Origin of the sequence: Streptomyces spororaveus (genome assembly GCF_016755875.1) — a bacterium.
GTDB classification, from domain to species: Bacteria; Actinomycetota; Actinomycetes; order Streptomycetales; family Streptomycetaceae; genus Streptomyces; species Streptomyces spororaveus.
Map to the genome: position 1 here is coordinate 163,466 of NZ_BNED01000005.1, position 26,485 is coordinate 189,950.

28 protein-coding genes are annotated in these 26,485 nt (G+C 74.2%); 14 read left to right on the forward strand and 14 right to left on the reverse strand.

Annotated elements, in window-relative coordinates:
* Position 1: 1 nt before the first annotated feature.
* From Sspor_RS03345 to Sspor_RS03360, 4 genes are all read right to left on the reverse strand, one after another.
* Complete coding sequence (locus Sspor_RS03345; RefSeq protein ID WP_202197675.1) at positions 2-1,162, reverse strand: serine hydrolase domain-containing protein; 1,161 nt, start codon at positions 1,160-1,162, stop codon at positions 2-4.
* A gap of 134 nt (positions 1,163-1,296) precedes the next feature.
* Positions 1,297-1,479, reverse strand: coding sequence for a hypothetical protein (locus Sspor_RS03350; protein WP_202197676.1), 183 nt, complete (start codon positions 1,477-1,479; stop codon positions 1,297-1,299).
* A gap of 80 nt (positions 1,480-1,559) precedes the next feature.
* The gene (locus tag Sspor_RS03355) at positions 1,560-2,867 is read right to left on the reverse strand and encodes an RNA polymerase sigma factor (RefSeq protein ID WP_237403639.1); all 1,308 of its coding nucleotides are present in this window, start codon (positions 2,865-2,867) and stop codon (positions 1,560-1,562) included.
* On the reverse strand, positions 2,861-3,280 hold the full coding sequence (locus Sspor_RS03360; RefSeq protein WP_202197677.1) for a YciI family protein: 420 nt from the start codon (positions 3,278-3,280) through the stop codon (positions 2,861-2,863). The genes Sspor_RS03355 and Sspor_RS03360 overlap by 7 nt, the downstream gene beginning before the upstream one ends.
* Before the next feature lie 156 nt (positions 3,281-3,436).
* Here Sspor_RS03360 and Sspor_RS03365 point away from each other — a divergent pair, with 156 nt between their 5' ends.
* The 4 genes from Sspor_RS03365 to Sspor_RS03380 all read left to right on the forward strand — a co-directional run bounded on the left by Sspor_RS03365 (position 3,437) and on the right by Sspor_RS03380 (position 6,078).
* Positions 3,437-3,868, forward strand: coding sequence for a GNAT family N-acetyltransferase (locus tag Sspor_RS03365; protein WP_202197678.1), 432 nt, complete (start codon positions 3,437-3,439; stop codon positions 3,866-3,868).
* A 45-nt stretch (positions 3,869-3,913) separates the two neighbouring features.
* Positions 3,914-4,267, forward strand: coding sequence for a VOC family protein (locus Sspor_RS03370; RefSeq protein WP_202197679.1), 354 nt, complete (start codon positions 3,914-3,916; stop codon positions 4,265-4,267).
* Between the two features lie 102 nt (positions 4,268-4,369).
* Positions 4,370-5,233 (forward strand): PhzF family phenazine biosynthesis protein, encoded by an 864-nt coding sequence (locus Sspor_RS03375; RefSeq protein ID WP_202197680.1) that lies wholly within the window; start codon positions 4,370-4,372, stop codon positions 5,231-5,233.
* Positions 5,234-5,349: 116 nt separating this feature from the next.
* A complete protein-coding gene (locus Sspor_RS03380) occupies positions 5,350-6,078 on the forward strand; it encodes a hypothetical protein (protein ID WP_202197681.1) in 729 nt (242 codons plus the stop codon).
* Positions 6,079-6,133: 55 nt separating this feature from the next.
* Here the strand turns inward: Sspor_RS03380 and Sspor_RS03385 are convergent, their stop codons facing one another.
* A complete protein-coding gene (locus tag Sspor_RS03385; protein ID WP_202197682.1) occupies positions 6,134-6,373 on the reverse strand; it encodes a hypothetical protein in 240 nt (79 codons plus the stop codon).
* 79 nt (positions 6,374-6,452) lie between these two features.
* Positions 6,453-7,115, reverse strand: a complete 663-nt coding sequence (locus Sspor_RS03390; protein WP_202197683.1) for a lysophospholipid acyltransferase family protein — start codon at positions 7,113-7,115, stop codon at positions 6,453-6,455.
* A 230-nt stretch (positions 7,116-7,345) separates the two neighbouring features.
* Between Sspor_RS03390 and Sspor_RS40230 the strand changes: the two genes are divergently transcribed.
* Positions 7,346-10,051: a serine hydrolase gene (locus Sspor_RS40230; protein WP_237403640.1), complete on the forward strand. Its 2,706-nt coding sequence runs from the start codon at positions 7,346-7,348 to the stop codon at positions 10,049-10,051.
* Between the two features lie 54 nt (positions 10,052-10,105).
* Here the strand turns inward: Sspor_RS40230 and Sspor_RS03400 are convergent, their stop codons facing one another.
* Positions 10,106-10,918 (reverse strand): hypothetical protein, encoded by an 813-nt coding sequence (locus Sspor_RS03400; RefSeq protein WP_202197684.1) that lies wholly within the window; start codon positions 10,916-10,918, stop codon positions 10,106-10,108.
* Complete coding sequence (locus Sspor_RS03405) at positions 10,918-12,195, reverse strand: VWA domain-containing protein (protein WP_202197685.1); 1,278 nt, start codon at positions 12,193-12,195, stop codon at positions 10,918-10,920. Before Sspor_RS03405 ends, Sspor_RS03400 begins: the two co-directional genes overlap by 1 nt.
* A gap of 173 nt (positions 12,196-12,368) precedes the next feature.
* Between Sspor_RS03405 and Sspor_RS03410 the strand changes: the two genes are divergently transcribed.
* A complete protein-coding gene (locus Sspor_RS03410) occupies positions 12,369-12,734 on the forward strand; it encodes a DUF6204 family protein (RefSeq protein ID WP_202197686.1) in 366 nt (121 codons plus the stop codon).
* A gap of 4 nt (positions 12,735-12,738) precedes the next feature.
* Here the strand turns inward: Sspor_RS03410 and Sspor_RS03415 are convergent, their stop codons facing one another.
* Positions 12,739-14,442, reverse strand: coding sequence for an FAD-dependent monooxygenase (locus Sspor_RS03415; protein WP_202197687.1), 1,704 nt, complete (start codon positions 14,440-14,442; stop codon positions 12,739-12,741).
* A 76-nt stretch (positions 14,443-14,518) separates the two neighbouring features.
* On the reverse strand, positions 14,519-14,929 hold the full coding sequence (locus Sspor_RS03420) for an organic hydroperoxide resistance protein (RefSeq protein WP_202197688.1): 411 nt from the start codon (positions 14,927-14,929) through the stop codon (positions 14,519-14,521).
* Positions 14,930-15,056: 127 nt separating this feature from the next.
* Between Sspor_RS03420 and Sspor_RS03425 the strand changes: the two genes are divergently transcribed.
* Together Sspor_RS03425 and Sspor_RS03430 are read left to right on the forward strand one after the other, a co-directional pair.
* Positions 15,057-15,542: a MarR family winged helix-turn-helix transcriptional regulator gene (locus Sspor_RS03425; protein WP_030771000.1), complete on the forward strand. Its 486-nt coding sequence runs from the start codon at positions 15,057-15,059 to the stop codon at positions 15,540-15,542.
* Between the two features lie 63 nt (positions 15,543-15,605).
* Positions 15,606-16,640, forward strand: a complete 1,035-nt coding sequence (locus Sspor_RS03430; protein ID WP_202197689.1) for a PHP domain-containing protein — start codon at positions 15,606-15,608, stop codon at positions 16,638-16,640.
* Positions 16,641-16,697: 57 nt separating this feature from the next.
* Here the strand turns inward: Sspor_RS03430 and Sspor_RS03435 are convergent, their stop codons facing one another.
* Positions 16,698-17,570 carry a UbiA family prenyltransferase gene (locus tag Sspor_RS03435; RefSeq protein WP_237403641.1) on the reverse strand — a complete coding sequence of 291 codons (873 nt, stop codon included), beginning with the start codon at positions 17,568-17,570 and terminating at the stop codon, positions 16,698-16,700.
* Between the two features lie 76 nt (positions 17,571-17,646).
* Between Sspor_RS03435 and Sspor_RS03440 the strand changes: the two genes are divergently transcribed.
* The 3 genes from Sspor_RS03440 (at position 17,647) to Sspor_RS03450 (ending at position 20,350) form a co-directional block, all read left to right on the forward strand.
* A complete protein-coding gene (locus Sspor_RS03440) occupies positions 17,647-18,708 on the forward strand; it encodes a type III polyketide synthase (RefSeq protein ID WP_202197690.1) in 1,062 nt (353 codons plus the stop codon).
* A gap of 65 nt (positions 18,709-18,773) precedes the next feature.
* Positions 18,774-19,328: an isoprenylcysteine carboxyl methyltransferase family protein gene (locus Sspor_RS03445; protein WP_237404253.1), complete on the forward strand. Its 555-nt coding sequence runs from the start codon at positions 18,774-18,776 to the stop codon at positions 19,326-19,328.
* Positions 19,325-20,350: an NAD(P)/FAD-dependent oxidoreductase gene (locus tag Sspor_RS03450; RefSeq protein ID WP_202197691.1), complete on the forward strand. Its 1,026-nt coding sequence runs from the start codon at positions 19,325-19,327 to the stop codon at positions 20,348-20,350. Before Sspor_RS03445 ends, Sspor_RS03450 begins: the two co-directional genes overlap by 4 nt.
* Before the next feature lie 93 nt (positions 20,351-20,443).
* Here Sspor_RS03450 and Sspor_RS03455 read toward each other — a convergent pair whose 3' ends face one another.
* Complete coding sequence (locus tag Sspor_RS03455; protein ID WP_202197692.1) at positions 20,444-21,406, reverse strand: hypothetical protein; 963 nt, start codon at positions 21,404-21,406, stop codon at positions 20,444-20,446.
* 170 nt (positions 21,407-21,576) lie between these two features.
* Here Sspor_RS03455 and Sspor_RS03460 point away from each other — a divergent pair, with 170 nt between their 5' ends.
* Positions 21,577-23,190: a carboxylesterase/lipase family protein gene (locus Sspor_RS03460; RefSeq protein ID WP_237403642.1), complete on the forward strand. Its 1,614-nt coding sequence runs from the start codon at positions 21,577-21,579 to the stop codon at positions 23,188-23,190.
* Here Sspor_RS03460 and Sspor_RS03465 read toward each other — a convergent pair.
* Both Sspor_RS03465 and Sspor_RS03470 read right to left on the reverse strand, forming a co-directional pair.
* Entirely contained in the window at positions 23,174-23,845 is a 672-nt protein-coding gene (locus tag Sspor_RS03465) for a hypothetical protein (protein ID WP_202197694.1), read from the reverse strand. The genes Sspor_RS03460 and Sspor_RS03465 overlap by 17 nt on opposite strands.
* Before the next feature lie 146 nt (positions 23,846-23,991).
* Complete coding sequence (locus tag Sspor_RS03470; RefSeq protein ID WP_237403643.1) at positions 23,992-24,753, reverse strand: MOSC domain-containing protein; 762 nt, start codon at positions 24,751-24,753, stop codon at positions 23,992-23,994.
* A gap of 147 nt (positions 24,754-24,900) precedes the next feature.
* On the opposite strand from Sspor_RS03470, the gene Sspor_RS03475 reads away from it, so the two are divergent.
* Both Sspor_RS03475 and Sspor_RS03480 read left to right on the forward strand, forming a co-directional pair.
* Positions 24,901-25,716: a leucine-rich repeat domain-containing protein gene (locus tag Sspor_RS03475; protein ID WP_237403644.1), complete on the forward strand. Its 816-nt coding sequence runs from the start codon at positions 24,901-24,903 to the stop codon at positions 25,714-25,716.
* Between the two features lie 49 nt (positions 25,717-25,765).
* Positions 25,766-26,452 carry an HAD family hydrolase gene (locus Sspor_RS03480; protein ID WP_202197695.1) on the forward strand — a complete coding sequence of 229 codons (687 nt, stop codon included), beginning with the start codon at positions 25,766-25,768 and terminating at the stop codon, positions 26,450-26,452.
* Positions 26,453-26,485 lie beyond the last annotated feature (33 nt).

Genomic DNA, 26,485 nt, shown 5'->3' on the forward strand with positions numbered 1-26,485 from the left:
GTCAGGGACGGGCGGCGGCGTAGGTCCAGAACTCCCGCATCACCGCGGGGGCGGCCGGCCCGCCCAGCTCTCGCTGGGTCAGCAGCAGGGTGATCGTCCCGGTGGCGGGGACGATGTGGGCGGCGGTGCCGGTGCCGCCGATCCAGCCGTACCGGCCCGGTACGTTCCACGGGTCGAGGCGGGCCACGTCGACCGAGCCGCCGAAGCCCCAGCCCTGACCCTCGAGGAACAGCGTGCCCGCGGCGCGCTGGGGAGCGGTGAGGTGATCGGTGGTCATCTGCCGCACCGAGTCCGCCGACAGCAGCCGCCGGCCGCCGCTCCCGTACGAGCCGCCGGCGATCAGCATCCGGCCGAAGGCGTACAGGTCGTCGACGGTGGACACCAGGCCTCCGGCGCCGGACGGGAAGGCGGGCGGAGTGCTCCACTCGCCGTCGGGCGCGTCGACGAGCTCCAGTGCTCCGCCGTCGGGGGCGGCCCGGTAGTAGCTGGTGAACCGGTGGAGCTGCTCCGTCGGTACGGCGAACGCGGTGTCCCGCATGCCGAGCGGCTCGAAGACGCGCTCGGCGAGCACGTCCTGGAAGGGCTGTCCGGTCGCCCGGGCGATGAGCACCCCGAGGATGTCGGAGCAGGTGTTGTAGAGCCACGCCTCGCCGGGCTGGTGCAGGAGCGGGATCCGCCCCAGGGCCGCCGTCCACGCGTCCGGCTCCGCCACCTCCTGCGGCCTGGGCGGGCCCTGCTTCAGCGCGCCGAACAGCGGGGCCACGGCGGGCAGCGAGAAGTCGGCGGGGAAGCCGTACCCGGCGCGGAAGGTGAGGAGGTCGGCGACGGTGATGGGACGGTCGGCGGGCACCACGTCGTCGAGCGGTGCGGACGGGGTACGGACCACCGTCGGCGCCGCGAGCTCCGGCAGCCAGCGGGCCACGGGGAGGTCGAGGGCCAGCAGTCCGTCCTCGACCAGCATCATGGTGGCGGCGGCGGTCACGGGCTTGGTGACGGAGGCGATCCGGAAGAGGGAGTCGCGGGCCATGGGTGCGGTGCCGGCCGTGTCGAGGGAGCCGACGGCCGCGACCTCGACGTCCTCGCCGCGGGCCACCAGGGCCACCGCCCCGGGCAGTGATCCGTCACCGACGTGGGTCTGCAGAAGACTGCGCAGGTCGCTCATGGTCCACCTTCTCGTACGTGCGGATGCCCGTAGGGAAGGCTGCCGTCCGGCGCCGCGATCGCCGGTCCGACACGACCGGTGCGACACGACAGGTCCGACATGACCGGTGCGGCGAGACCCGGAAGGGGCCCTCCTCAGGCGGCCGGGACCACCGACGCGCGTATCGCGGAGGCCCACTCCCCCAGCAGGGTGGCGTGGCGGATCCGCTCCGCGTCGGAGAGGCGGCCCTCGGCGCGTGCGAAGAGGCGGCGGATGTCGGCGTTGATGTCGGCGAGGGATCGTTCGGGTACGGGGTGATCGTCAGGGGTCGGGCTCACGTGATCAAGAGTAGGGGGCACCTCTGACAGCGGTGGACCATGTCCGTCATGCGGACGCCCTGAAGCGCGGCCCTTCCCGTTCAATCCGCGAGCCTGGCGGCCCGGAGCCGGAGGTAGCGGCGCTCCGGAACGCTGAGCGTGAGGCCGGCGGCCTTCGCGTAGGCGGCCCGCGCCGCCGCCCGGTCGCCCGCCATCTCGAGCAGGTGGGCCCGTACGGCTTCGAGGCGGTGGTGGCCGGCCATGCGCGCGTCCCCGTCCAGGTCCGCGAGCAGGGCCAGGGCCCGCCGCGGCCCGTGCACCATGGCCACCGCGACCGCGTGGCCCAGGCGCTCGACGGGGCCGGGGACCAGGCGGATCAGCAGCTCGTACAGGGCGAGGATCTCCGCCCAGTCGGTGTCCGCGTCGCTCGCCGCCTCGTCGTGCACGGCCGCGATGGCGGCACGCAGCTGGTACGGGCCGAGCGGCGCGCGGGTGAGGGCGTCGCTGACCAGGGCGACCCCTTCGGTGACGGCGGCGCGGTCCCAGCGCGTGCGGTCCTGCTCGGCGAGGGGGATCAGGTCGCCGTCGGGTGTGGTGCGGGCGGCCCGGCGGGCGTCGGTGAGCAGCATCAGGGCCAGCAGGCCGGCCACCTCGCCGTCGGCCGGGAGCCGCGCGTGGACGGCGCGGGTGAGGCGGATCGCCTCGGCGGCGAGGTCGGCGCGCTGCAGGTCGTGGCCCGAGGTGGCGGTGTAGCCCTCGTTGAAGATCAGGTAGAGCACGTGGAGCACGTCGGCCAGCCGTTCGGCGCTGCCCTCGCTCCCGGCGCTCCCGGCGCTCCCCTCCGGGCCGTCCGGCCGGATGCCGAAGGGGGCCCCTGAGGCCTTGATGCGTCGCTTCGCCCTGCTGATCCGCTGCGCCATCGTGGCCTCGGGCACCAGCAGCGCGCGGGCGATCTCCGCGGTGCTGAGGCCGCCCACCGCGCGCAGGGTGAGGGCGATCCGGCCGGCGGGAGGAAGTTCGGCGTGGCAGCACAGGAAGAGCAGGGCCAGGGTGTCGTCCTCGGCGGGAGCCCGGCTCTCCCCCGGGGGCGGCCCCACGAACTCGTCGCGCGGGGTCAGCGCGGCGGCCGTCTCCTCGCGCCGCCTGCGCGCGTCCTCACTGCGCAGCTGGTCGGTGAGCCGACGGGAGGCGACGCGGATCAGCCAGCCGCGCGGATTGGCCGGGCGGCCCTCCCCGGGCCACTGCCGGGCGGCGGCAATCAGGGCCTCCTGTACGGCGTCCTCGGCCGCGTCGAAGTGCCCGTAGCGGCGGACGAGCGCGCCGAGGACCTGCGGCGCCAGTCGGCGCAGCAGGTCCTCGCTCGCGGGGGTGGGGCCGGGATCGGGGCCGGGCCCGGAATCGGTCAGCACATCTCGGTCCCCGAGCGGCTGTCCACGGGGTGGACGACGACCGGGTAGTTCGGTGCGCCCTCGGGGACCGGGCAGGCGTAGGCGCGGGCGGCGATCTCGGCAGCGCGGTCGAAGTCGACGACGTCGACGATCCAGTACCCGGCGAGCACCTCCTTGGCCTCCCCGTACGGCCCGTCGGAGATCACGGGGGTGCCGTCGGCGGCCGCGGTGACCAGGCGGGCGTGCCGGGGGTCGGCCAGGCCTTGCCCGTCGACCCATTCGCCCGACTCGGCGAGGTCGTCGTTGAGGGCGCCCATGTAGTCGAACATCGCCTTGAGGTCCGCCTCGGACCATCCGGGGCTGTCGCTGTTCGCGGCGCCGCCCATGGCGTCGTAGTCGGCCTGCTTCCCGAGGACCATCAGCATGTACTTCATGGGGTGCCACTCCTTCTGTTCTGCGCGGCGGCTCCGGGATCGGGAGCCTCTCACCGGGGACGTCGGAGCCGTCCTTCCCATTTCGACACGTCGGCCGCGGCAGCGCGCGACGGCTTCGGCCGCGGGCCGCCCCGTACGGCCCCGTAGGCTCATCGCATGAAGATCATCGACCTCGGGCCGGGCGACCCCCGGCTCACCGCGGACCTGCTGCCCGTGCTGCTCGAACTGCGTCCCCACCTCACCGAGGAGCTCTTCCTCGGCATCCTCGCCGAGGCGCACGGCCAGGGGCTGCGCTTCACCGCCGCCTACGACGCGGACGGCGTGTGCGTGGGCGCGGCCGGCTGGCGGATCGTCGTCAACACGGCGGCGGTGCGGTCGCTCTACGTCGACGACCTCGTCACCGCCTCCGCCACCCGTTCCACCGGCGTGGGCCACGAGCTGCTCGCGCACCTGGAGCGGCACGCCGTGGCCGCCGGCTGCACCGCCCTCACGCTGGAGTCGGGCACCCAGCGGACCGACGCGCACCGCTTCTACTTCCGCGAACGGATGGCGGTGACCGCTTTCAGCTTCGAGAAGCCGCTCGGCTGACGCGTCCACCCGCCAACGCACGGGGGTGTGGGGCAGCATGGCCGCATGGAACGTGTACGTGGAATCGGTGGGTACTTCATGCGGGCGGCCGACCCGGCCGCCCTGAGCGCGTGGTATCGCGAATGCCTGGGCCTGGACGCCGACGAACACGGCCTGTGGCAGCAGGGTGCCGGGCCGACGGTGTTCGCGACGTTCGAGTCCGAGACCGACTACTTCGGGTCCCGCGCCCAGCGGACCATGCTCAACTTCCGGGTCCGCGACCTCGACGCGATGCTCGCGCAGCTGCGCGCCGCGGGAGCGGACGTGGACGAGGAGACGCAGGACATGGAGGGGGTCGGCCGATTCGGCTGGGTCGCCGATCCGGAGGGCAACCGGATCGAGCTGTGGCAGCCCGCCTGACCGCTGACGCAGGTGGGCAGCCACGCGCCCGTCCGAGACATCAGGCCACTTTCCCGGAATTGGCCTTGCCCAGAGGCTGATTGGCCTCGATACGTTCACGGCATGCGCATCCAGATCGTAGACGCCTTCACCAGCCGCCCCTTCACCGGAAACCCCGCCGGTGTGTGCCTGCTCCCGGTCGGCCCCTGGCCGGACGACGTATGGCTGGGGCAGCTCGCCGCCGAGCTGAACCATCCGGAGACGGCCTTCGCCCTGCCGCTCCCGGCCGGGTCCGAGGCCGACTGGGAGATCCGCTGGTTCACCCCGCTCGTCGAGGCCAACCTCTGCGGCCATGCCACATTGGCCACGGTGCACACCCTGCGCCGGGAGGGGCTGCTGACCGGTGGTCCGGTGCGGTTCCTGAGCCGGTCCAGCGGTCTGCTCACCGCGTGGGCCGAAGGGTCGGACGGGGAGGACGGAGTGGACGGGGTGGACGGGGAGATCACCCTGGACTTCCCGGCCGCCCCCGGCGCCCAGGTGCCGGTACCCGCGGGCCTCGCCGACGCCCTGGGGGTTCGACCCGAAGCCACATTCCGTACGGGCGCGCTCGGCGATCTGCTCACGGTCCTGCCCGACGAGGCCGCCGTACGGGCCCTGCGGCCCGACCTGGAGGCGATCGCGGCCCTGTCCCTGCGCGAGGGGGTGCGCGGGGTCATCGTCACCGCGGCGGCCGAGGCGGCGGGGTCCGGGTACGACTTCGTCTCCCGGTTCTTCGCTCCCGCCCGGGGCATCCCCGAGGACCCGGTCACCGGCAGCGCCCATACCGCGCTCGCCCCTTACTGGGCGGCGCGGCTGGGCCGGGGCGACGCCCTCACCGGCCTGCAGGCCTCGGGCCGCCCCGGGCAGGTCAAGGTCGCGCTCCACGGGGACCGGGTACTCCTCACCGGACGCGCGGTCACCGTCCTGGAGGCCACGCTTAGCGTCTGACCGGCCGCCGGGCAACCGTGACCGAACCGTCGCCGCCCCGAAGCGTGATCGACCTCGTCGGCAGGCCGCCTCCTTGCTAGCTTCCTGCCGAAGCCGAACCCTGGAGGACCGATCACATGCCAGCATCCCGAGGCCCCCGCAGCGCACTGAGCGCGGCGGCCGTGGCCGCCGTCCTGCTGGCGGGCGCCACCGGGTGCGGGGACGAGAACGGCGCGGCCCCGGCGGCGGCCTCCGTCGCGGCCTCCGGTTCGGCGTCCGCCGCGGTGTCGCCGTCGGTGTCCGACACGGGTCCGGCCTCCGCCTCGCCGTCGGCCCCCGCCTCCTCGCCACCCGGGTCCTCCGTACCCGCGACCCCGGCCCCGGCGGTCACCCGGATCGTGACGCCTCCCCCGGCTCCGACCCGGCTCACGGTCGCGGTCGACACCCGGGGCGGCCGGCTCGCCCTCGTACGGGGCGGCGCCCCGCAGGAGTTCACCGTCACCCTGTGGAACGGCAACTCCGCCGCATACCGGCATGTGCTGGTGGCCTTCCAGATGGAGATGCTGGTCGGCGAACCCGGCGCCGGAGCAGGCGGCGGGTCGGGTTTCCTGCTGGAACGTTTCGACCCGGCCTCGGGCAGCTGGCGCCCGGCCGCCGACTTCCGTGTCGCGAACGACGTCAAGCCGCCGTCGCAGTTCTCGGGCGGCGGCCCGCTCGCCCGCGAGGCCGTACGCACCGAGCGCTACCGGCTGCGCGCCACGGCGGGCGGACCCACGGGCAGCAGCCCGCTGGTGGTGTCCTTCATCGACACGGACGCCGACGGTGAGGTCGCGGCCCATGTGGTCCTCGGGCACAGCACCCGCTGAGGCGGATGAGCCCGTGCCGGGCGGGCCCGGCCCGGCAAGGTCCGGAAGGGGCGGCCTAGCCCGGGATGGTCCAGGTGAACTTCCCGCCACTGACCCAGTGGACCACCTCCAGGTCGTCGAGGTCGTGGATGGTGATCCCCGCCTCCGCTGCGATCAGGAGCACGTCCGTCATCGATCTCGCCCTGCCGACGAACTCTCCGTCGACCTCCACGATACGGAAGGGCGGGTTTCCGGGTTGCACCCCCCGTACGGTGATCCGCGCCGGGGAGATGTGAGGTGTCGAGCCTTCGGTCATGCGGAGACGGTCGCACGTCGTGGCCGGTGACGGGCTCGGCGACACGTTCGAGGGGCCCGATCGGCGTCCCGCGGGGCGCTCAGATCGTCTCCCGCCCCGTCTCCCCCAGGGCGTACGCCGCCGTCCGCCAGGCTGCGGTGACGGCCTGACGGGCCCGGTCCGTGGCCTCCGGCACCCGGTCGGGCAGGTACAGCGGCGAGCCGATGTGGACGTGGAAGCCGGGCCTGCGCAGCGGGGCGGTGAAGACGCCGGCGAGCTGCTTGGCGCCGCTCCCCGAGCACAGGCGGCGGGCACCCGCCTGGCCGACGGGCACGACCGGAGCGCCCGTCGCGGCGGCGAGCCGGGCCAGGCCGCTGCGGAAGGGGCCGGGAGCCGTCTCCCCCGCGTCGCGGCGCAGGGGCAGCCGGCCTTCGCCGTAGAGCAGCACGCTGCGGCCCGAGGCGAGGGCGACGGCCGCGGCGTCGAGGGAATCCGCCGCGCGGGCGGTGCCGCGGTGCACGGCGATATGGCCGTCGCGGCGGAGCGCGGAGCCGAGCAGCGGCACCCGCCAGAGGCCACTGGTGGCCAGGATGACCGGCTCGATCCCGTACCGGCGCAGTGCGGCGACGACGAGGGCCGGGTCGGCGAGGGAGGTGTGGTTGGCGACCAGGATGGCGCCGGGTGCGGGGCGCGCCCCGGGGTCGGCGGTGACGGTCAGCCGCCCGAAGGCGGGCACGAGGGCGGCGGCGATTCGGCTGAGCATGGACGACCCCGTTCGGATGGCGCGGCGGTGGCGCGGTGCGTTGTGGCCCATGGTCGGCCGGTGCGGCAGGCGGGGTCATGAGTAGGCGTACTCAGCGAATATGACCGAACGGTCACAAGATCCAGGGCACGGAACGAGCGGAACGACGGGGACATCTAGCGGTGCGGCGGGGCTCCGCGGGGGTCTCGCCGGTCGTATCGGCATGGTGTGAGCAGCAAGGCGGGGCTGGGATGAAGGCGGTAACGGTGGCGGGCGGTTCCTCGGACGAGCCGGAGATCGAGGCAGAGACCACCGTCGTGGAGGGGACGCCCGAGGTGGCGGCCGAGGCCGACGCCGAGGGGCGGGTGGAGCCGGAGGCCACGGACACGGACTCGGACTCGGACGACGCGACCGGTTCGGCGGCCGACGCCCGGGCCGGATCCGGCCCCTCGGACGCGGTGACGGCGCAGCCGAAGGCCGAGCCCGAACCCACGCCCGAGGCAGACCCGGAGCCCGAGGGCGACACCGCCCCCCGGCCCGCCCGTGACGCCGAGGCCGAACCCGCGCGCCGCCGGCTCGAAGACGAGCCCCAGCCGGAGGCAGGAGCGAAGGCCGGGGGCGAACTCCCGAGTGAGGCCCGTTCCGCGGCCGAAGCCGCACCGGCGGCAGCCGCCCCGGAGAACGGCCCGCGGACCGCGGCCGTCCCCGAAGCCGACCCGCGCGCCGGAACCAGGCCCGAGCCGGAGGCGGCAGCGGACACCGCCCCCGAGCCCGAAGCCGAACCGAAGGCGGCGGCCGACGTCGAGCCCGAAGCCGAGATCGAGGCCCGCACCGAGCCCAAGGCGAAGGCGGCAGCGAACGCCGCGCCTGAGGCGGAAGCCGAGCCGAAGGCCGCGGCCGACGCCGAGCCCGACGGCGAAGCCGACCCGGAGGCCGACACGGGCCCCGAGGGCAGGACCGAACCCGAAGCAGCCCGCGTCGAGACCGACGACACACCCGAGGCAGAGGCGGCGGCGCAGGCCGCGCCCGAGGACGGAGCCGAGCCGAAGGCCGCGGCGGACCCCGAGCCCCCGGCCAAGGACCCCGCCGACGCCAAGGCCGACCCCGAGCCGAAGGCAGAAGCAGAAGCCGCGGCGAAGGCCGCGCCCCAGCGCAAAACCGACCCCGAGCCCCCGGCCAAGGGCCCCGCCGACGCCAAGGCCGACTCCGAGCCGAAGGCAGAAGCAGAAGCCGCGGCGAAGGCCGCGCCCCAGGGCAAAACCGACCCCGAGCCCCCGGCCAAGGGCCCCGCCGACGCCAAGGCCGACTCCGAACCGGAGGAAGAGGCAGGGGGCGAGTCCGAGGGTCGGAGCGGGGCGGGCGAGCGCTCCGCCCGGGATCAGGCCGACGGCGGGACCGAGCCGGAGGCTCCGGGCGGGTCCGGTGCCGCCGCCGACGAGACGATGCTCATCGCCCTGCCCAAGCAGAAGACCGCCGGGCCCTCCTGGGCGCGGGAGCCGAAGCCGGAGCCTGAGCCGGACCCCGAGCGGACGAGCCAGTTCGTCGCGCTCAAGGACATCGACCTGCCCGCACCCGTCGCGCCGCGGGCTCAGCCGCGGCCCGCCGCCGAGGCCAAGGCGGCGGTGGCGGCCCCCGCCGTACCGCTGCCCCCGCTCGATCTGCTCGCCGAGCTCACCAACACCCCCGCCCCGCCGGAGACCCCGCGCCGGACCGCGCTGCGCCGCGTCAAGATATGGACGCCGATCCTGCTCCTCCTCGCGGGCGCCGGCGTCGGCGCGCAGCTTCTGCGCCCGCTGCCCGCCCCGCAGCTCGTCGCCGCCGAGACCGACCGCACCCTCGACGGGCAGTTCTCCGTCCCCTGGCCCGCCAAGGGCCAGGGCGCCGTTCGCGTCTCCGGCTCCGGCGACATCGGCACGTTCGGGGAGCAGAAGCCCGTCCCGACGGCCAGCGTCGCCAAGGTGATGACGGCCTACGTGATCCTCAAGGGCCACCCGCTCCGCAAGGCCGACCCGGGTCCGGACATCACGATCGACGCGAAGACCGTGGCGGACGGCAAAGCCGACCACGAGTCCCGCGTCGAGGGTCTGACCGTCGGGCAGAAGTTCAGCCAGCAGGACGTGCTCAAGATGCTCATGATCCCCTCGGGCAACAACGCCGCGCGCCTGCTGGCGCGCTGGGACACCGGCACCGACTCCGAGGCCGCGTTCGTCGCGAAGATGAACGCCGCCGCCAAGGAGCTCGGGATGACGAACACCACGTACACGGACCCCAGCGGTCTGGACTCGGGCACCGTCAGCACCGCCGTCGATCAGCTGAAGCTCGCCGAAGCCGTCATGAAGGACGAGGTGTTCCGTTCGATCGTCGCGCTCCCGAACGCCAGCATCAAGGGGTTGTCCACGCGGCTCGAGAACAACAACATCCTGCTCACCTCCCAGGGGCTCAGCATCCGGGGGATCAAGACCGGTTCCAGCACGCCCGCCGGCGGGGCCCTGATGTGGGCGGCGTACAAGTCGATCGATGGCAAGGACCAGTTGGTCCTCGGCACGTTGATGGATCAGCATGCGGACGGGCCGGACGAGGACGGCGCGGACAGCCTGAAGCTGGTGCTGGCGAACAGCAAGACGATCATCGAGGGGGTACGGACGGCGCTCGCGTCGGCTCCGGTGATCCGCAAGGGCGACGTCGTGGGCCATGTGGACGACGGGCTCGGCGGCCGTACGCCGTTGGTGGCCACCAAGGACCTGAACGTGATCGGCGTGCCGGGCCAGCAGCTGAAGCTGTCCGTCACGACCGGCGCCGGCGCGGGTGCCGGAGCGCTGCCGCACACCGCGAAGGCCGGTACCGAGGTGGCCGTACTGACGGTGGGCAGCGGAGAAGGAGCCAAGAGCGTGCCGGTGGCGGTCAAGGGCGCCCTGGCCGAGCCCTCGTTCGGAACCCGGCTGACGCGCGGCCGCTGAATCGCGGGCGGGTGAGGGGAGGCCGCGGCCCGTGGGCCGCGGCCTCCCCGTTCCTCAGGCGCCCGGGGGCACCCGGGTCGGGCGGCCGGAGCCACGGGTGAGGGTGTACCCGAAGACTCCCGCGAGGGCGGCGAGCACGCCGCCCGCGGCGGTCCAGATCCAGCGGTCCGACCACCAGCCGCCGGACCAGCCGTCCTCCGGCTCGCGCAGGGTCGCCGTCACGGTGCCCGCGACCAGCGGGGTGGACAGCGCCCCGTCCACCGCGCGACTGCCGCCGGTCTCCTTGACGTCCGCCTCGATCGCCGCGCGGATCGGCAGGCCCTTGTCCTCGTCCGGCTGGCCGATGGCGGTCAGGCGTACGTAGTAGCTCCCCGGCAGCGGGTCGTTGGCCCACGGCTCGGCGCCCGCGCGTACGGTGCGCAGGGTGCAGGACAGTTCGACCGTGGCGGCTTCCTTCGCCGCGGCCGCGGTCTGCGTGCCGTAGGTGCACGCCTGCCGGCGGCGCAGCCCGTCGTACACGTCGAGCTGCCAGGTCGAGGCGCCGTGCCGGGCCGCCGGCTCGGGCAGGGTGACGGCGGCCTTCACCGTGGCGCGCTGCTGCGCGTCGATCGGCACCACCCAGTAGAGGTAGTCGCCGCTGGACGCGCCGGCCGTGGCCTTCTGGCCGGGGCGGAACGCCGCCGCGGTACGGAAGCTGGTGCCTGCCTCGGTCGGAGCGGACTCGGCCTTGGCTCCGCCCCCGGTCGCGGAGGCGGTGGCACTCGGCGAGGGAGAGTCAGCGACGGCCGTGCCCACGGCCGTGCCCGCCACCGTGAGGGCGGCGGCCGCGGCCAGCAGGGACGCGGTCAGTGTGGCTACTCTACGCATCAGTTGGTCCTCCAGACGGAGATACGCCAGCGGGAGATCCAACCCCACACCAGACCGGCCAGCAGCCCGGCGAGCGCCAGCACGGCCAGCAGCCACCAGCCCCGCCCGAGGCCGAAGGCGGCGACGTCGGAGGCCTCGTCGGGGCCGTCCACCAGGTCGATGGTCAGCTCGACGGGCATGCCCGGGGTCGTCTTGACGGAGGCGGGAGCGGAGAAGGAGTTGCTGACCTGGAGGCAGACGGTCTCCGGTACGGGCTTGGCGTCCGAGTCCAGGCCGTCGATCTCGGCCTTCGGGTAGCGCAGGCCGGTGGAGAGGACATCGGTACGGCCGTCGCCCGCCTCCGAGCCGCGGACGATCTCGCGCCCGTGGACGGTGGTGGCGCGCAGCAGGACGCCGTAGTCGTTGTTGACGGCACGGTCGGCCCCGATGCTGACCGAGGCGCGCAGTTCCTGGCCCGGCAGGACGTCGACCCGGTACCAGCGGTGTTCACCGAAGGTCTCGCGGTCGCTGTAGAGGCCGGCCTTCAGCGGCGGGGCGCCCTCGCACTGCTTCGCGCCCTCGGTCGCCACCGGGTTGACGACCGGGTCCGCGGCCCGGTCGACGAGTTGTTTCACCCGCTTGGAGAGGTCGGCCTTGTGCTGCACCGAGGTGTAGGTACCGCCGGTGGCCTCGGCGATGCAGGTCAGCTGGGCCCGGGTCTTGGCGTCCGGGACCAGGCCGAGGGTGTCGATGACCAGGTGGATGCCCTTGGCGGCGATGTCGCGCGCCACTTCGCACGGGTCGAGCGGGGCGCAGGTGTCCTCGCCGTCCGTGATGAGCACGATCCGCTTGGAGCCGTTGCCGCCCTCCAGGTCCTGGGCCGCGCCGAGCAGGGCCGGTCCGATCGGGGTCCAGCCGGTGGGGGCGAGGGTCGCCACCGCGGTCTTCGCCTCGGTCCGGTCGAGGGGGCCGACCGCGTAGAGCTGCTTGGTGTCCTTGCAGCCCGTGGCCCGGTCGTCCCCCGGGTAGTCGGCCCCCAGGGTCCGTATGCCGAGGCGCACCTCGGCCGGGACCGCGTCGATGACCTCGTTGAAGGCCTGCTTGGCCGCGGCCATGCGGGTCTGTCCGTCGATGTCGTTGGCCCGCATGGAGCCGCTGACGTCGAGGACGAGGTCGACCTTGGGGGGTTCCTTCGCCGTCGGTTCGTCGGCGGCGGTGGCGCTCGCCGGGAAGAGCCCGACGGCCAGGGCGGCGAGCAGGCCGCACGCCCCGACCGCAAGCCGTTTTCTTGTGATCATCGCCGGATCGTATTGAGGATCGTCCGGCAATCCAAAACGGGCTCCCGGCCGGGGCTTTCGGGGTGTCCGTGCGGTGTGCGCGGCCTTGCGCCGGCCGTCTGCGGGGTGGTGGGCGGGGCGGACCGGCGGATATCCGGGTGCATGGGACGCGGCGCCCGTCCTAGGCTGCGGGGATGAGTGCTACCCGTACCTTCCGCATCACCGTCCGCGGCTCTTTCGACGGTCTGACCGACGGCCAGAGGGCCGAGCTGCTCGCCGCCGCGCCCGAGCACGACCTGCTGCGCGCGGAGTTCACCGCCGAGGGGCATCTGTCGTACGACGTCTCGGCCCGCCCCTTCTTCACCTTCCGCTTCGTGGACACGGGTGAGGCCGAGGAGGACATCCTGGACGCGACGGCCCGTGCGGAGCTGGCGGCGGAGAGCTGGTTGGTCGAGCGCGGGTACGGCTTCAAGCAGCTGAAGTCGCAGGCCCAGGACATGTCGCTGGCGCCGCTGGGCAAGCGGCAGCGCCGGGAGGCCGCCGCGGGCACCGGCGCCTGACGGATCAGTCCCGGGTGTGCGCGGGGGCATCCGGGGCGAAGACGGCGGCCAGATGGGCGGCCAGCGGTCCGGGGGCGGGCGGGGCGAGCGGGAACCGGGCGCCGAGGTATCCGTCCGGGCGGATCACGAAGGCCGTGGGCTCCTCGGCCGCGTAGAGGCGGGCGAACTCGCCCCGGGTGTCGGCGTAGACCGGCAGCACAGTGCCGTCCGCCTCGGCCATGGCGCCCGCATCGGTACCGGCGTCGTTGCCGTTGCCGGCATCCGCCGCGCGGACCACGCAGACGTCCATCCGGCCGCCCGAGGACTCCCGGGCCGTCCGTACGAGTTCGTCGAGGCCCGAACCGGAGCCGAACCCGGCCCCGTACAGCAGCAGTACGTGGTCCCGCTCGCGCAGGACGTCGTACAGGCGCATCGGGTAGGTGTGGACGGACCCGGTGAGGCCCGTGCAGTCGGGTGCCCGGTCGCCGGGGCGGGGGCCACGGCCCTCGCCGGCCTGGGCCACGGCCGGGCTTCCCCGGTAGCCGACGAGGAGCTGGGCTTCGCGCATCATCAGCGTCGCCGGGTCGTCGGGGTCGTTCTCCATTCCCTCGACGGCGTGCCGCACGGTCCGGCCGACGACTTCCTCGCCGACGGGCCGGCGCTCGGCGTCGTAGCCGGCGAGCAGTCCGGGGTGGGCCGCGCCCTCGCAGGCCAGTGCGAGCTTCCAGGCCAGGTTCCAGGCGTCCTGGATACCGGTGTTCATGCCCTGGGCGCCGGTCGGGGGGTGGATGTGGGCCGCGTCCCCGGCGACGAAGACCCTGCCGTCGCCGTAGCGGTCCACGATCCGGTGGCTGATGCGGAACACGGAGGTCCAGCGGATGTCGAAGGCGGTGGTCGGCTTCGGTGAGAGCCGGTCCAGGACGGTCTGGATGTCGGCCAGGCCCGGGCCCCGGCCGTTCTGCAGGCCGTGGGCGACGCCGTCGGCGGCGGCCGTGTCCTGCTGTGCGGTGGAGAGTTCGGGCGGCACCATCATCGACATCCGGTACCGGCCCCGCCCGGGCAGCGGAATGCAGACGAGCACGTCGTCGACCGCCCCGTCACCGTCGCGGTGCATGGAGCGCACGGTGTACTCGTGCGGCAGGTCCCAGTCGACGCGTACGTCGGCGAGCATGTACTCCTCCGCGAAGGCCCCGCCCTCGAAGGTGAGGCCGAGTCCCTTGCGGACGATGCTGTGGGCGCCGTCGCAGCCCACCAGGAAGCGGGTCCGCAGCTCTTCCTCCGCCCCGGACGAGCCGTGCAGCCGGCAGGTCACGCCGTCGGCGTCCTGGCTGAACGACACCAGCTCGGTGCCGCGTTCGACGGCCGTTCCGAAGCGGCCCAGGAACTCGTCCAGGATGCGCTCGGTCTCGTACTGCGGCAGCGCCGCGAATCCGTAGGGCACGTCGGGCGGGACGGAGAGCTCGGTACGGGGCTGCTCGGCGCCGTTGACGTAGAGGAACTGCCCCCGCATCGGGACGGCCGCCTCCAGTGCGGTGCGGGCCAGCCCCATGCGGTCCCAGACCTCGAAGGTGCGCGGCTGGATGCCCACGGCCTTCGCGAACGGCAGCCTGGCGGGCAGCCGGTCGACGATCCGGCAGGAGACACCGCGCCGGCGCAGCTCCACCGCGGCGGTCAGGCCGACCGGGCCCGCGCCGACGACCAGGACGTCGGTCGGGTGGGTGTGCGCCATGGGCGCCTCCTGGCGTGCGGCCCCCGGAGGAGTGGATGCTCCTCCATGGTGGCCGCCCGCCCGGTGTCCGGCATCCTTACTCGATCACGAGGTCCACGTCGATGTTGCCGCGGGTGGCGCGGGAGTACGGGCAGACCTCGTGGGCCTGCTTGACCAGCAGGGCGCCCGTCTCGCCGGCCAGGGACTCCGGGAGCTCGACGCGCAGGGTGACGCCGAGGCCGAAGCCGGCGCCGTCCTTGCCGATGGAGACCTCGGCGGTGACCGAGACCTCGCTGGTGTCGGCCTTGGCCTGGCGGCCGACCAGGCCGAGGGCGCTGGCGAAGCAGGCCGCGTAGCCGGCCGCGAAGAGCTGCTCGGGGTTGGTGCCCTGCCCGTTGCCGCCGAGCGCCGGGGGCATCGCGAGGGCGAGGTCGAGCTGGCCGTCGGAGCTGACGGTGCGGCCCTCGCGGCCGTTGGCGGTGGCGACAGCGGTGTAGAGCGCGTCCATGAGAGGTCCTCTCGCAGAAATGAACCGTGGTGGCGGCCGGTGTCGACCGCGCTCCACTACTAGAGCACACAATTCAGTTGTGCACAATTCAATGCCTCGCAAGTCCACTCCGGGTACACTGGGCGTCATGACCGAGCAGCCCACCGCGACCCACGCCGACCAGGACTTCCTGCGCCTCGACGGCCAGATCTGCTTCGCGCTGAACGCGGCGAGCCGTGCTTTCGGCGGCCTCTACCGCGTCGTCCTCAAGGACCTGGGGCTCACCTACCCCCAGTACCTGGTGATGCTGGTGCTCTGGGAACACGGCGAGATGCCGGTCAAGGAGATCGGGCAGCACCTGCGACTGGACTCCGGAACCCTGTCCCCGCTGCTCAAACGGCTGGAGGCGGCCGGACTGGTGCGCCGCGAGCGCAGCACCGAGGACGAGCGTTCCGTGCACGCCCACCTCACCGAGGAGGGCGCCGCGCTGCGCGTCCGCGCGGTGGAGGTGCCCCGGCGGATCGCGGCCGCGACGGGCTTCGAGCTCACCGAGGTCCTCGACCTCCAGGCCCGCCTGAACCGCCTCACCGCCGCCCTCGACGCCGCCGTGCCCCGGGAGGCCGGAGAGGCGTAGCCGCCTCCCGCACCGGACACTGGACCGGGTGACGGTGGAGGGGCGGCGGGCAGGAGGTGCGCGATGGACCCGGTTGCGGCGCTGGACCGGATCGCCTTCCTGCTGGAACGCGCCCAGGCCCCCACCTATCGGGTACGGGCCTTCCGCTCCGCGGCGGCCGTCGTCACCCGGATGGGCGAGGGCGAGGTGGCCGAGCGGGTCGCGGCCGGTTCCCTGGAGGCCGTGAAGGGCCTCGGCCCCAAGACGGCCCAGGTCGTGCGGGAAGCGCTGGGCGGGGCCGTCCCGGCCTATCTGCAGGCGCTGGAGGACGAGATCGCCGCGCTCCCCGAGGGCCCGCCGGCCACGCCCGCCGCCACCGCCCTGCGGGCGGCCCTGCGCGGGGACTGCCACGTGCACTCGGACTGGTCCGACGGTGGCAGCCCGATCGAGGCGATGGGCCGGGCCGCGGCCTCGCTGGGCCACGAGTGGGCCGTACTGACCGACCACTCGCCCCGGCTGACCGTCGCCCGCGGGCTCTCCCCGGAGCGGTTGCGCGAGCAGCTCCGGGTGGTGGCCGAGCTCAACGAGACCTGGGCCCCCTTCCGGCTGCTGACCGGGATCGAGTGCGACATCCTCGACGACGGGGCCCTGGACCAGGAACCGGAGCTGCTGGAACAGCTCGACCTGGTGGTCGCCTCCGTGCACTCGAAACTGCGGATGGACTCGCCGGCGATGACGCGACGGCTGCTGGCGGCCGTACGCAACCCGCTGATGGACGTCCTGGGCCACTGCACGGGGCGGCTGGTCACCGGCCGGACCCGGCCGCAGTCGCAGTTCGACGCCGAGGCGGTCTTCGCGGCCTGCGCGGAGAGCGGCACCGCCGTGGAGATCAACAGCCGGCCCGAGCGGCTGGACCCGCCGCGGCGGCTGCTGCGCCTCGCCGTGGCGGCCGGCACCTTCTTCGCGATCGACACGGACGCGCACGCCCCGGGCCAGCTGGACTGGCAGATCGTCGGCTGCGAAAGAGCCGTGGAGTGCGGGGTCCCGGCCGGGCGCGTGATCAACACCTGGCCGGCGGACACGGTCCTGGCCTGGACCCGCACCCGGGAGATGCCCTGAAGCCCGTCCCGGCGCCGGCCTCGTGTCGCGGGTACCGCGTCCGCGGGGCCTCGCGGCTCAGGGGCGGAGCTCGACGACCAGCAGGATCACATCGGCTCCGGCCACCGCCATCGTGGCCAGGAACGGGAGCCTTCCGGCGGGCCGGCGGGCCGCGAGGAGCAGCGCCGCCGCGGTCGCCGCGAGCAGCAACCAGCCGTACGCCGTCACCCGCCCCGGTGGTCCCACGACCAGGGTGGCGGTCGAGCCGAGGACGAGCAGCCCGGCCAGCGCGGCCGAGACGGGCCGGCCGAGCCGCTGCGGCAGCCCGGTCACGCCGGTGGCCAGGTCGTCCTCGATGTCGGGCAGTACGTTGGCGAAATGCGCGCCCGCACCGAGGAGGGCCGCGGCGGCCGTGAGCCACGGGGGTGGCCAGGGGGCGCCGGGCAGGCCCAGGGTGACGAAGGCGGGCAGCAGGCCGAACGCCAGGGCGTACGGGATCCAGGAGGCGGCCGTGCGCTTCAGCCTCAGGTTGTAGGCCCAGGCGGCCGCCACGCCGACGAGGTGCGCGGCCCCGGCGAACGGTCCGCAGGCGAGGGACAGCGGCACGCACAACAGCAGCGCCACGGCCGCGGCCCCGGTCACGGCCGCGGGCGACACCGTACCGGCGGCGAGCGGTTTGTCCTGCCGGCCCGTGGCCAGGTCGCGCCGCAGGTCGGCCCGGTCGTTGCACCAGCCGACCGACAACTGTCCGGCGGCCACCGCGCCCACGGTGACGGCCGCCCGCGCCGGAGCCTGCCCCGCGGCCGCCGTCAGGGCCGCGGCGAAGACGGTCACGGCGGCCGCGGGCAGCGGGTGGCACGCGCCGGCCAGGCCGCGTACGGCGGCGGCGCCGGACGCCGCGCTCCCGGTGGCTCGGGCGTTGTCGTGGATCTGCGTGGTTCGTGCGGGCACGGCGACACGCTATGCGGCGCCGCGCCCGGTTCGCCTGATTCATTACGATGTGTCAGTTGTTTTCTATGGTGAACGAATGACACGTGTTCTCGCAGTGCGCAGCGTGTTCCCACCTCATCACCACCCCCAGTCCGAGATCGCGGAGGCGCTGGCCCGCTTCCTGCCACCGGGCTCCGACGCCACCCTGCTGCGCCGCATCCACGGCTCGGTGCGGGTGGACGGCCGACATCTCGCGCTGCCGCTGGAGCGGTACGGCCCGGGGAACGACTTCGGCGCGACGAACGCCCTCTTCATCGAGACGGCTCTGGAGCTCGGTGCCCGGGCCCTCGAACTCGCCCTCGGAGACGCCGGACTGGCGGCCGACGAGGTCGATCTGGTCATGTCGACCACGGTGACCGGGCTCGCGACGCCCTCGCTGGAGGCCCGCCTCGCCACCCGCGCGGGCCTGCGTCCCGACGTACGGCGCGTACCGCTCTTCGGCCTGGGCTGCGCGGCCGGCGCCGCCGGAGTGGGCCATGTCCACGACCATCTGACGGGCCGTTCCGGCCACGCGGCCCTGCTGCTGTCCACCGAGCTCTGCTCGCTCACCCTCCAGTCCACCGACGCCTCGATGGCGAACCTGGTGGCCGGGGCCCTCTTCGGCGACGGCGCGGGCGCCTTGGTGGCGGTGGGTCGCGACCATCCCCTGCACGCCACCGGCGCCGGGCCCGAGGTGGTGGCCGCCCGCAGCCGCCTGTACCCGGGCACCGAGCACCTCCTCGGCTGGGACATCGGCCACTGGGGGATGCGCATGGTGCTCGGCCGCGAACTCCCCGACCTGGTCAGGCTGCACGTGGCCGAGGAGGTCGAGTCCTTCCTCGCCGCGCACGACCTCAAGCCCGCGGACGTCGACGCCTGGATCTGCCATCCCGGCGGCCCGAAGATCCTCGACACGCTCTCGGACGCCCTCGCACTGCCTGAGTCGGCCTTCGCCGCGAGCCGGCGCTCGCTCGCGGCCGTGGGCAACCTCTCCTCCGCCTCGGTCCTGCACATCCTGGACGGCGTCCAGAGCGCGGGCCCGCCCCCGCCCGGATCGGTCGGGCTGATGCTCGGCTTCGGCCCGGGCTTCGCCTCCGAACTCGTCCTCCTGCGCTGGTGACCCCGATGATCCCGTTCCCCGCCGTGACCTCCTCCGCCGCCGCTTCCGCCTCGGCCTCCCCCGCACTGACCCCGTACCTGGTGCTCATCGGCCTCGTCGCCGCCGAGCGGCTCGCCGAACTGATCACGGCCCGCCGCCACACCGCGTGGAGCCTGGCCCGCGGCGGCCGCGAGTACGGCCGCGGCCACTACCCGGCCATGGTCGCCCTGCACACCGCGCTGCTCGTGGGCTGCGTGGTGGAACCCTGGGCGGCCGGGCGGCCGTTCGTCCCCCTGCTCGGCTGGTCGGCCCTCGCCGTCGCCCTGGCCGCCCAGGGCCTTCGCTGGTGGTGCATCGCCACGCTCGGGAAGCGCTGGAACACCCGGGTGCTCGTCGTGCCCGGACTGCCGCTGGTGGAGGCGGGACCGTACCGGCTGCTGCGCCACCCGAACTACGTGGCGGTGGTCGCGGAGGGAATCGCGCTGCCGCTGGTGCACAGCGCGTGGATGACGGCGCTCGGCTTCACCGTGCTCAATCTGATGCTGCTGCGGGTGCGGATCGGCTGCGAGGACGCCGCCCTCACCGACGGCGGCCGGCTGCGGGCCCCCGCCTCCGTCCATTCGGCCGGCGCCGCCTCGTGATCGACCTGCTGATCGCGGGCGGCGGCCCGGCCGGGCTGGCCACCGCCATCCACGGCGCGCTCGCCGGCCTGGAGGCCGTGGTCGTGGAGCCGAGGCCCACCCCCATCGACAAGGCCTGCGGGGAGGGCCTGATGCCGGGGGGCGTACGCCGCCTCCGGGAGCTGGGCGTCGCCGTCACCGGGCAGCCGTTCCACGGCATCCGCTACCTCGACGGCGTGAGCGGCCGCCACGCCGAGGGACGCTTCCGGTCCGGCCCGGGCCTCGGCGCCCGGCGCACCGCGCTGCAGGCCGCACTGGCCGAACGGGCCGCACAGCTCGGCGTACGGGTGCTCCCCGGGCGCGTCGACCAGGTACGCCAGGACGTCGACCGGGTCGGCGCGGCGGGGCTCACCGCCCGCTACCTGGTCGCGGCGGACGGCCTGCACTCCCCCGTCCGGCGCGGGCTCGGCCTGTCGGCGCCGGCCGCGCCCCGCCGGCCGGCCCGCTACGGGCTGCGCCGCCACTACGCCGTCGAGCCGTGGAGCGACCTCGTCGAGGTGCACTGGTCGGCGCGGAGCGAGGCCTACGTCACCCCGCTGGCGCCCGACCGGATCGGCGTGGCCGTCCTGACCTCCGACCAGGCCCCGTTCGACGTACAGCTGGCCCGCTTCCCGGTGCTGTCGAAGCGTCTGGCCGCGGCGGCGGGAACGCCGGTGCGCGGGGCCGGGCCGCTGCGCCAGGGGGCTCGCGTACGGGTGGCGGGGCGCGTGCTGTTCGTGGGGGACGCGGCCGGGTACGTGGACGCGCTGACCGGTGAGGGGCTCACCCTGGCCGTGACGGCGGCGGGCGAGCTGGTGCGGTGCGTCCGGGCGGGGCGTCCGCAGGCCTACGAGCAGGCCTGGCGGGACCTGTCACGCAGCTACCGCACGCTCACCGCGTCCCTGCTGTGGGCCCGTCACCAGCCGCGGCTCGCTCCACGGATCGTCCCGCTGGCCGCCCGGCTCCCCCGGGTGTTCACCGGGGCGGTGAACCTGCTCGCGTGACCGCGCCGCCCTGCCCGGCCGCGGGCCCGACGGCGAACGGAGCGGCACCCCGCGCACGGGGCGCGGGGTGCCGCACGTGGAGCCGGCGGCCGGTCAGGCCGAGGGCGCCCGGCGGTTCCGCAGGGCCAGCCCGGAGAGGACCGCGCCGACCGCCGCGCACAGCACGACGGTGACACCGGCCCAGGCCAGGGTGCCGCCCACCGCGCCCTCCAGGGGGTCGTACCGCAGCGACCCGCCCAGCACGTGCAGGGCGACGACGCCGAGGGCGGTGACCGCGCCCGCCCGCCACACCGTCGCGGTGTCCCGGAGCGCCACGAGCGCGCCGCTCACCAGGCAGAGCACGGTGACGAGGAGGGGCAGGCCGTCGACGGGGGCCGCGAACTGCAGGGCCGTCAGGTCGTTCGGCAGGTGCAGGGCGCCGCTGACCAGCAGGGCGATCGCCACGGGCCAGCGCAGGGCGCGCCGCAGTGCCCGGTCGCGGGAGGCGGCGGGCTCCGCGACGGCAGCAGCGGTGTGCCGGGGCCGCTCCTGGTACGGGGCGTCGTTCGGCTCCGGGTGGCGCGGCCGGCCGGGCTCCGCGTACTTCGCGTCGTCGGGCTCCGCGTGGGGCTCCGCGGGCAGGCCGTACGGGCCGGCCGGGGCGGCGGGCCCGGCGCGGCCCCGGCGCTCCGCCTCGGCCGCGTCCTCCTTGCCGAGGATGGTCACCAGCAGGGCGACGTCCTCGATGGACCGTCCGACGGCGGCGGCCCGCAGCGTGAGGTCCGCCTCGGCCACCTCCTGGGGCGACTCGCCCAGCAGGGCGACCATCCGTCGTACGTCCCGCACCGGTCGGGTGACGGCTGCCGTGCGCAGGGCGTCGTGTCCGGCGTCGGGCAGCGGGCCGCCCTCCTTGAGGAGGCTCACGAGCGCCGTGACCTCCTCGACCGGACGGCAGGTCGCCGCCGTCTCCAGCAGGGTCCGCATGGGCGGCGTGGTCGGCTCGTCCGGTGCGGTGGGGTCGGGGGTCCCGTGGCGGTCTTCGTGCTGTTTCGCCGCGAGGGTGATGGGGTCATTCATGGAAAGCTCCGTTCGCCGACGCGCGGGTCTACGCAATCGCGCGCCGGTCATCGTGCGTCATGGGAAGCGCACGCTTTGTTACATTGAGTGCCACTTCCGCCCACTGCGCCATTCGGGGCGGGCAAACGGGGGGGCTCCGCGCGGGCCCCGCAGGGGAAAGGGCGTCGGCCGTGTCCGACTTTCGCCGGTTCCTTCGCCGTTGGGCACTGCTGCTGCCCGCCGTGTCGCTGCTGCTGGGCGCCGCGCCCGCCGCGGACCGGCCCGTGGTCGACACGGACCGGGGGCCGGTACGGGGCCTCGGGCACGGCGCCTACGACACCTTCGAGGGGATCCCGTTCGCCGCGCCCCCGACCGGGCCGCTGCGCTGGCGGCTGCCGGAGCCGGCGCCCCGCTGGGAGGGCGTACGCGATGCCGGGGCGCCCGGTTCGCGCTGTGTGCAGCTGCCCGCCGTCGGGGCGGGCGGGCCGACCGGCTCGGAGGACTGCCTGTACCTCAACGTCACCGCTCCGGCGGGCCGGGCCGCCGCCGGGGGCCGGGGACGGCCCGTCATGGTCTGGTTCCACGGCGGCGGCTTCTTCAGCGGCTCGGGCGACGCCTACCGGCCCGAGCGGCTGGCCACGCAGGGCGGGGTCGTGGTCGTGACCGTGAACTACCGGCTGGGGGTCTTCGGCCTGTTCGGCCATCCGGAGCTCGGCGGGGCACCCGGATTCGCCCTCGCGGACCAGCGGGCGGCGCTGCTCTGGGTGCGGGCGAACGCGGCGCGGTTCGGCGGGAACCCGGGCGACGTCACCGTGTTCGGGGAGTCGGCCGGGGCTCTCAGCGTCTGCGCGCACCTGACGTCGCCCGCCTCGGCGGGCCTGTTCCACCGGGCGATCGTGCAGAGCGGATCCTGCTCGACCACGGCGCCGCCGCGCTCCCTGCTGCCCGGCCTCGGCACGTACGAGCCCTTCGTACCGGAGCGCCGCACGGTCGAGGACGGCGCCCTGGCGGCGGCCCGGCTCGGCTGCGACCGGCCCGGCGGGGTGCTGGACTGCCTGCGGGCTCTGGACCCGGCCGTCCTGGCGACCCCCGAACTGATGCAGCGCTTCTCCCTGGTCGCGTACGGCAACGGCGTGCTGCCGATGGAGCCCCGGCGGGCGCTGGAGGCCGGCCGGTTCCACCGGGTGCCGGTCGTCCAGGGCACCGACCAGGACGAGATGCGCCTCTTCCTCGCCCAGACCCTGGCCGTGTATCCGATCCCCGACGGGGCCGCCTACCGGGCCCGGCTGTTGCGGTCCTTCGACGCACCGACCGCCCGGGCGGTGGAGGCCGCGTATCCGGTGTCCGCCTTCGCGACCCCGGCGGTGGCGTGGGCCACCGTACTGACCGACGCGTCGTTCGCCTGCCCGACGCTGCGGGACGGCGCGGCGCTGGGCCGGCACGTGCCGGTGTACGCGTACCGGTTCAGCGACCGGGGCGCGCCGAACTTCACGGGCCAACCGGAGCCGCCGGACCTGCCGTACGGCGCGGCCCACGGCTTCGAACTGCCCTACCTGTTCACGATCGCGCCGCTGACCGGACCGCAGCGGCGGCTCGCGGACCGGATGACCGGCTACTGGACCGGCTTCGCCCGTACGGGTGTTCCGGCGGCGCCGGGAGCACCGCTGTGGCCGCGCGGGGGGACGTCGGCCTCGGCGCTCTCGCTGGCGCCGGGGGCGGACGGGATCCGTACGGTGGACGCGCGGGCGGAGCACCACTGCGCGCTGTGGGACGCGCGGTGGCCCGGGGTCACCAGGACGCGGTGACGTCCAGCCGCGCACCCGTCGCGGTCCGGAGCGTCAGCGTGCCCGTGTCGCCGTAGACCTCGTGCCGCCAGGCGGCGAACAGCGCCGCGATCGAGCGGGCGGCGTCGCCGCGGCCCTTGCCCACTTCCCTGGTGGTGAAGGTGATCCTGGCCTCGCCGACGGTGCGCACCTTGCGGACGCGGACCTCCTTGAGCTCCTCGGATCCCGCGTAGCCGTCGTCGGCCGCGTGCTTGACGTAGTAGGCGGTGAAGTCGCGGGTCATGTCGAACCAGTCCGCCGGGCCGCAGGGGCCACCGCCGTCGGTCATCTCGCCGTCGGTCGGCGGACCCGCGTACCCGCCCGTCTCCTGGTCCGTCGGCGGACCGGCATACCCGCCCGTCTCCTCATCGGTGGGCGGACCGGCATACCCGCCCGTCTCCTCATCGGTGGGCGGACCCGCGTACGCCCCCGTCTCCTGATCGGTCGGCGGACCCGCGTACCCGCCCGTCTCCTCATCGGTCGGCACGTCGAGATCGCACTCCGCCCGGACGAGCGTCGGTACGCCCGCGGGCGGCGCCGCCTGCCCCGTCCGTGTGGTCCCGCACCCCGCGAGGGCGGCGCACAGGAGCCCCGCCACCACCAGTCGCCCGGTCACGGACACCGCTGTCTTCGTCATGGCCGTCCCCCCTTCTGGCCACCAAGAGGCGATCGCGGGGACCTGGGTTCCGTCCCAGGGGCTCCGGTACGGAAAAAGGGCTCGTGAGCCGGCTGGATCGCTCCTGACGCCGTCCGGCCCGGCCGGGCTCGGGCGCGCCGGCTCGCTCAGGCGAGCACGACGCGGTCCCCGACCCGGGCCGTTCCCGGGGTGACGATCCGCGCGAGCGCGTCGAGCCGGTTGTCGTGCGCCCTGGCGATCGTCCGCAGGACCAGCGGGGAGTGCGGCAGGTCCCGCTGGGCCTGGTTGGTCATCACGCACCGCTCGCTGGAGCGCACGAACGCGATGCGGAGGGTGTCCCCCACGGTGGCCTCGCGCCCGATCCACTCGTCCTCGACGAAGGGCGGGGTACCGGGCGGGGTACGCACGAGGATGTTCGGGCGGAACCGGCGCTCGTCCACCGGTACACCGGGCACCTCGCGGCGGATCCAGTCGAGGGTGGCCGTCGTGAGGACGCTGAGCGGCAGTTGGTCGAAGTGCGATATCTCTTGCTCGCGGGCGAGCTCCACGTCGTCCCGGCCGAGGTAGGTGCGCAGGTACGCCGTCGGGTCGGCCACCGCGTTCCCGTGCGGGTCGAGCAGCTCCGGCGGACCCGGCTCCGGGGTACTGCGCGGGTAGCGGGAGCTCAGGTGGAGCAGGCCGTCCATCCGCCGGAATCGCCGCGTGTTCTTGCCCGAGCCGAACCTGCCCTCCGCGTCGCGCACGGCGAACAGCCGGTCGCCCACCAGGCCCCGCTCGTCGACGTCCACACGCCGGAGCCGTTCGCCACCGGTCGACTTGATCGGGTACCGCCACAACCGCTCGATCACGCCCACGTCCTTCCCCACCGTCCTGATGTCCGTCCTGATGTCCGTCCTGGTGTCCGCCACCCCGCCATCCGTCCTCCAAGATCATCGTTCATACCCGGGTCGCCGGAGATCAAGATCCAGGGCCACCGCCGACGATCCCCGCCCCGCCCGGGCAAAGGCGTCAAATCGCGCTTACGCATCGTCAGTTGTGACGTCTACTGTGGGCCGATGAGTGAGCAATCGAATCCGCGGGTGTTCCCGAACCGCTGGGCCGACGCCGCCGGGTCCAGCGGCCAGGGTTCGCCTCGCGATCTCTGCAGGTGTATCGAGCAGGGCACGAGGACGCAGCTACCGACCGGCTTCCATCCGGAACGTCAGGACACCACCGCACCGGGCTGGGTCCGCCTTCTCGAACTGGTCGAGGAGGCGGCGGCCGACGGGCGGGAAGTCTTCAAGCCGCTGGTGGAGCTCACAGCGGAACAGCGGCGCCAGGTCATCACGCTCCCGCCGACCATCACCACACTCACCTCGGTGAAACACCTCGTGCTGTACGGCAGCAACCTGGTGCGCATCCCGCCTGAGATCGGCGCGATGAAGAGCCTTGAGGAGTTCACCCCGTACACCTCCTACCGCTTGCACTGGTTCCCGTACGAGCTCACCCGTTGCCTCGACCTGCGGCACAGCACCGTGAGCACCCGTGCCGTCTACGGCAACCACAAGCGACGGCCCCCGTTCCCGCCGCTGTCGGCCGCGGCGCCGACCAGCCTCCAAGGGGTTGACCTCGAAGACCTCGACCCCGGTGTATGGGGTGCCTCGGCGATCCGCACGTGCAGCGTCTGCGACCGGCGCATCCAGGGTGCGAACCTCCGCCAGGTCTGGATCTCCCTCTGGACGTCGGGCGCGGACGTCCTGCCCTTGCTGGTCAACGCCTGTTCGACGGCTTGCGTCGACGCGCTGCCCACGCCGGCCGAGGGCTACGTCCAGATGGCGCACACCGGCGGTCCAGGCGTGAGCCAGCCGTCAGCCGGCCGACGGCCTCGCTGAGACTTGTCCCGCGAACGGCCCGCTCAGGCCCTGATGGCATGATCGAGGCGTGATCAGTGAACCCGGTCAGTCCGGTGCGATGAGGTATGTCCTGTTCGACGTCGATGGCACGTTGATCGACGCCGTGGACAATCAGCGCCTGGTCTGGCGCACATGGGCGGAGCGGTACGGTCTGGACCCCGATGAGGTCTACCAAGTAGCACTACGGACGAGGCCGGTGGAGACCTTCGCTCAGGTCGCTCCGGACCGGGACGCTCAGAAGTGCCTGGCCGAACTGCACGAGCTGGAGGACGAGGACGTCCGCACCGGCACCTATACGGCTTTCGACGGTGCCCCGGAGCTGCTGAACGCTCTGCGACCCGGGGCCTGGGCGTTGGTGACGTCGAACTATGAGCACCGGGTACGCGGACGTTTCGCCCGGACGGGCCTGCCGGTCCCGGAAGTCCTCGTGGACGCCGCCGCTGTGGAGGAGGGCAAGCCGTCACCGGTGCCGTATCTGCAGGCCGCCGCGCGGCTTGGCGCACGACCGGAGGACTGCCTGGTCATCGAGGACGCCCCCTCCGGAGTGCAGTCCGGGCTGCGTGCCGGGATGACGGTGTGGGGCGTCAACACCCCCGCAGCGGTGGACGGCGTGCATCGCCACTTCGACACCTTGCACGAAGCAGTCCGCGACATCCTCGCCTTCGTCTCCGGACCCCACCCTCACCGGCTGGAGGGTTCCACCACAGTGCAATGATCTTGCTGTGGCCGGTGTGATCGCGGCGTACCG

Bases quoted from the DNA above. Each gene is read 5' to 3' on its own strand.
- Sspor_RS03345 (WP_202197675.1), bottom strand. From the start codon at position 1,162: ATGAGCGACCTGCGCAGTCTTCTGCAGACCCACGTCGGTGACGGATCA.
- Sspor_RS03360 (WP_202197677.1), bottom strand. From the start codon at position 3,280: ATGAAGTACATGCTGATGGTCCTCGGGAAGCAGGCCGACTACGACGCC.
- Sspor_RS03365 (WP_202197678.1), top strand. From the start codon at position 3,437: ATGAAGATCATCGACCTCGGGCCGGGCGACCCCCGGCTCACCGCGGAC.
- Sspor_RS03370 (WP_202197679.1), top strand. From the start codon at position 3,914: ATGGAACGTGTACGTGGAATCGGTGGGTACTTCATGCGGGCGGCCGAC.
- Sspor_RS03375 (WP_202197680.1), top strand. From the start codon at position 4,370: ATGCGCATCCAGATCGTAGACGCCTTCACCAGCCGCCCCTTCACCGGA.
- Sspor_RS03380 (WP_202197681.1), top strand. From the start codon at position 5,350: ATGCCAGCATCCCGAGGCCCCCGCAGCGCACTGAGCGCGGCGGCCGTG.
- Sspor_RS03385 (WP_202197682.1), bottom strand. From the start codon at position 6,373: ATGACCGAAGGCTCGACACCTCACATCTCCCCGGCGCGGATCACCGTA.
- Sspor_RS03390 (WP_202197683.1), bottom strand. From the start codon at position 7,115: ATGCTCAGCCGAATCGCCGCCGCCCTCGTGCCCGCCTTCGGGCGGCTG.
- Sspor_RS40230 (WP_237403640.1), top strand. From the start codon at position 7,346: ATGAAGGCGGTAACGGTGGCGGGCGGTTCCTCGGACGAGCCGGAGATC.
- Sspor_RS03400 (WP_202197684.1), bottom strand. From the start codon at position 10,918: ATGCGTAGAGTAGCCACACTGACCGCGTCCCTGCTGGCCGCGGCCGCC.
- Sspor_RS03405 (WP_202197685.1), bottom strand. From the start codon at position 12,195: ATGATCACAAGAAAACGGCTTGCGGTCGGGGCGTGCGGCCTGCTCGCC.
- Sspor_RS03410 (WP_202197686.1), top strand. From the start codon at position 12,369: ATGAGTGCTACCCGTACCTTCCGCATCACCGTCCGCGGCTCTTTCGAC.
- Sspor_RS03415 (WP_202197687.1), bottom strand. From the start codon at position 14,442: ATGGCGCACACCCACCCGACCGACGTCCTGGTCGTCGGCGCGGGCCCG.
- Sspor_RS03420 (WP_202197688.1), bottom strand. From the start codon at position 14,929: ATGGACGCGCTCTACACCGCTGTCGCCACCGCCAACGGCCGCGAGGGC.
- Sspor_RS03425 (WP_030771000.1), top strand. From the start codon at position 15,057: ATGACCGAGCAGCCCACCGCGACCCACGCCGACCAGGACTTCCTGCGC.
- Sspor_RS03430 (WP_202197689.1), top strand. From the start codon at position 15,606: ATGGACCCGGTTGCGGCGCTGGACCGGATCGCCTTCCTGCTGGAACGC.
- Sspor_RS03440 (WP_202197690.1), top strand. From the start codon at position 17,647: ATGACACGTGTTCTCGCAGTGCGCAGCGTGTTCCCACCTCATCACCAC.
- Sspor_RS03455 (WP_202197692.1), bottom strand. From the start codon at position 21,406: ATGAATGACCCCATCACCCTCGCGGCGAAACAGCACGAAGACCGCCAC.
- Sspor_RS03465 (WP_202197694.1), bottom strand. From the start codon at position 23,845: ATGACGAAGACAGCGGTGTCCGTGACCGGGCGACTGGTGGTGGCGGGG.
- Sspor_RS03475 (WP_237403644.1), top strand. From the start codon at position 24,901: ATGAGTGAGCAATCGAATCCGCGGGTGTTCCCGAACCGCTGGGCCGAC.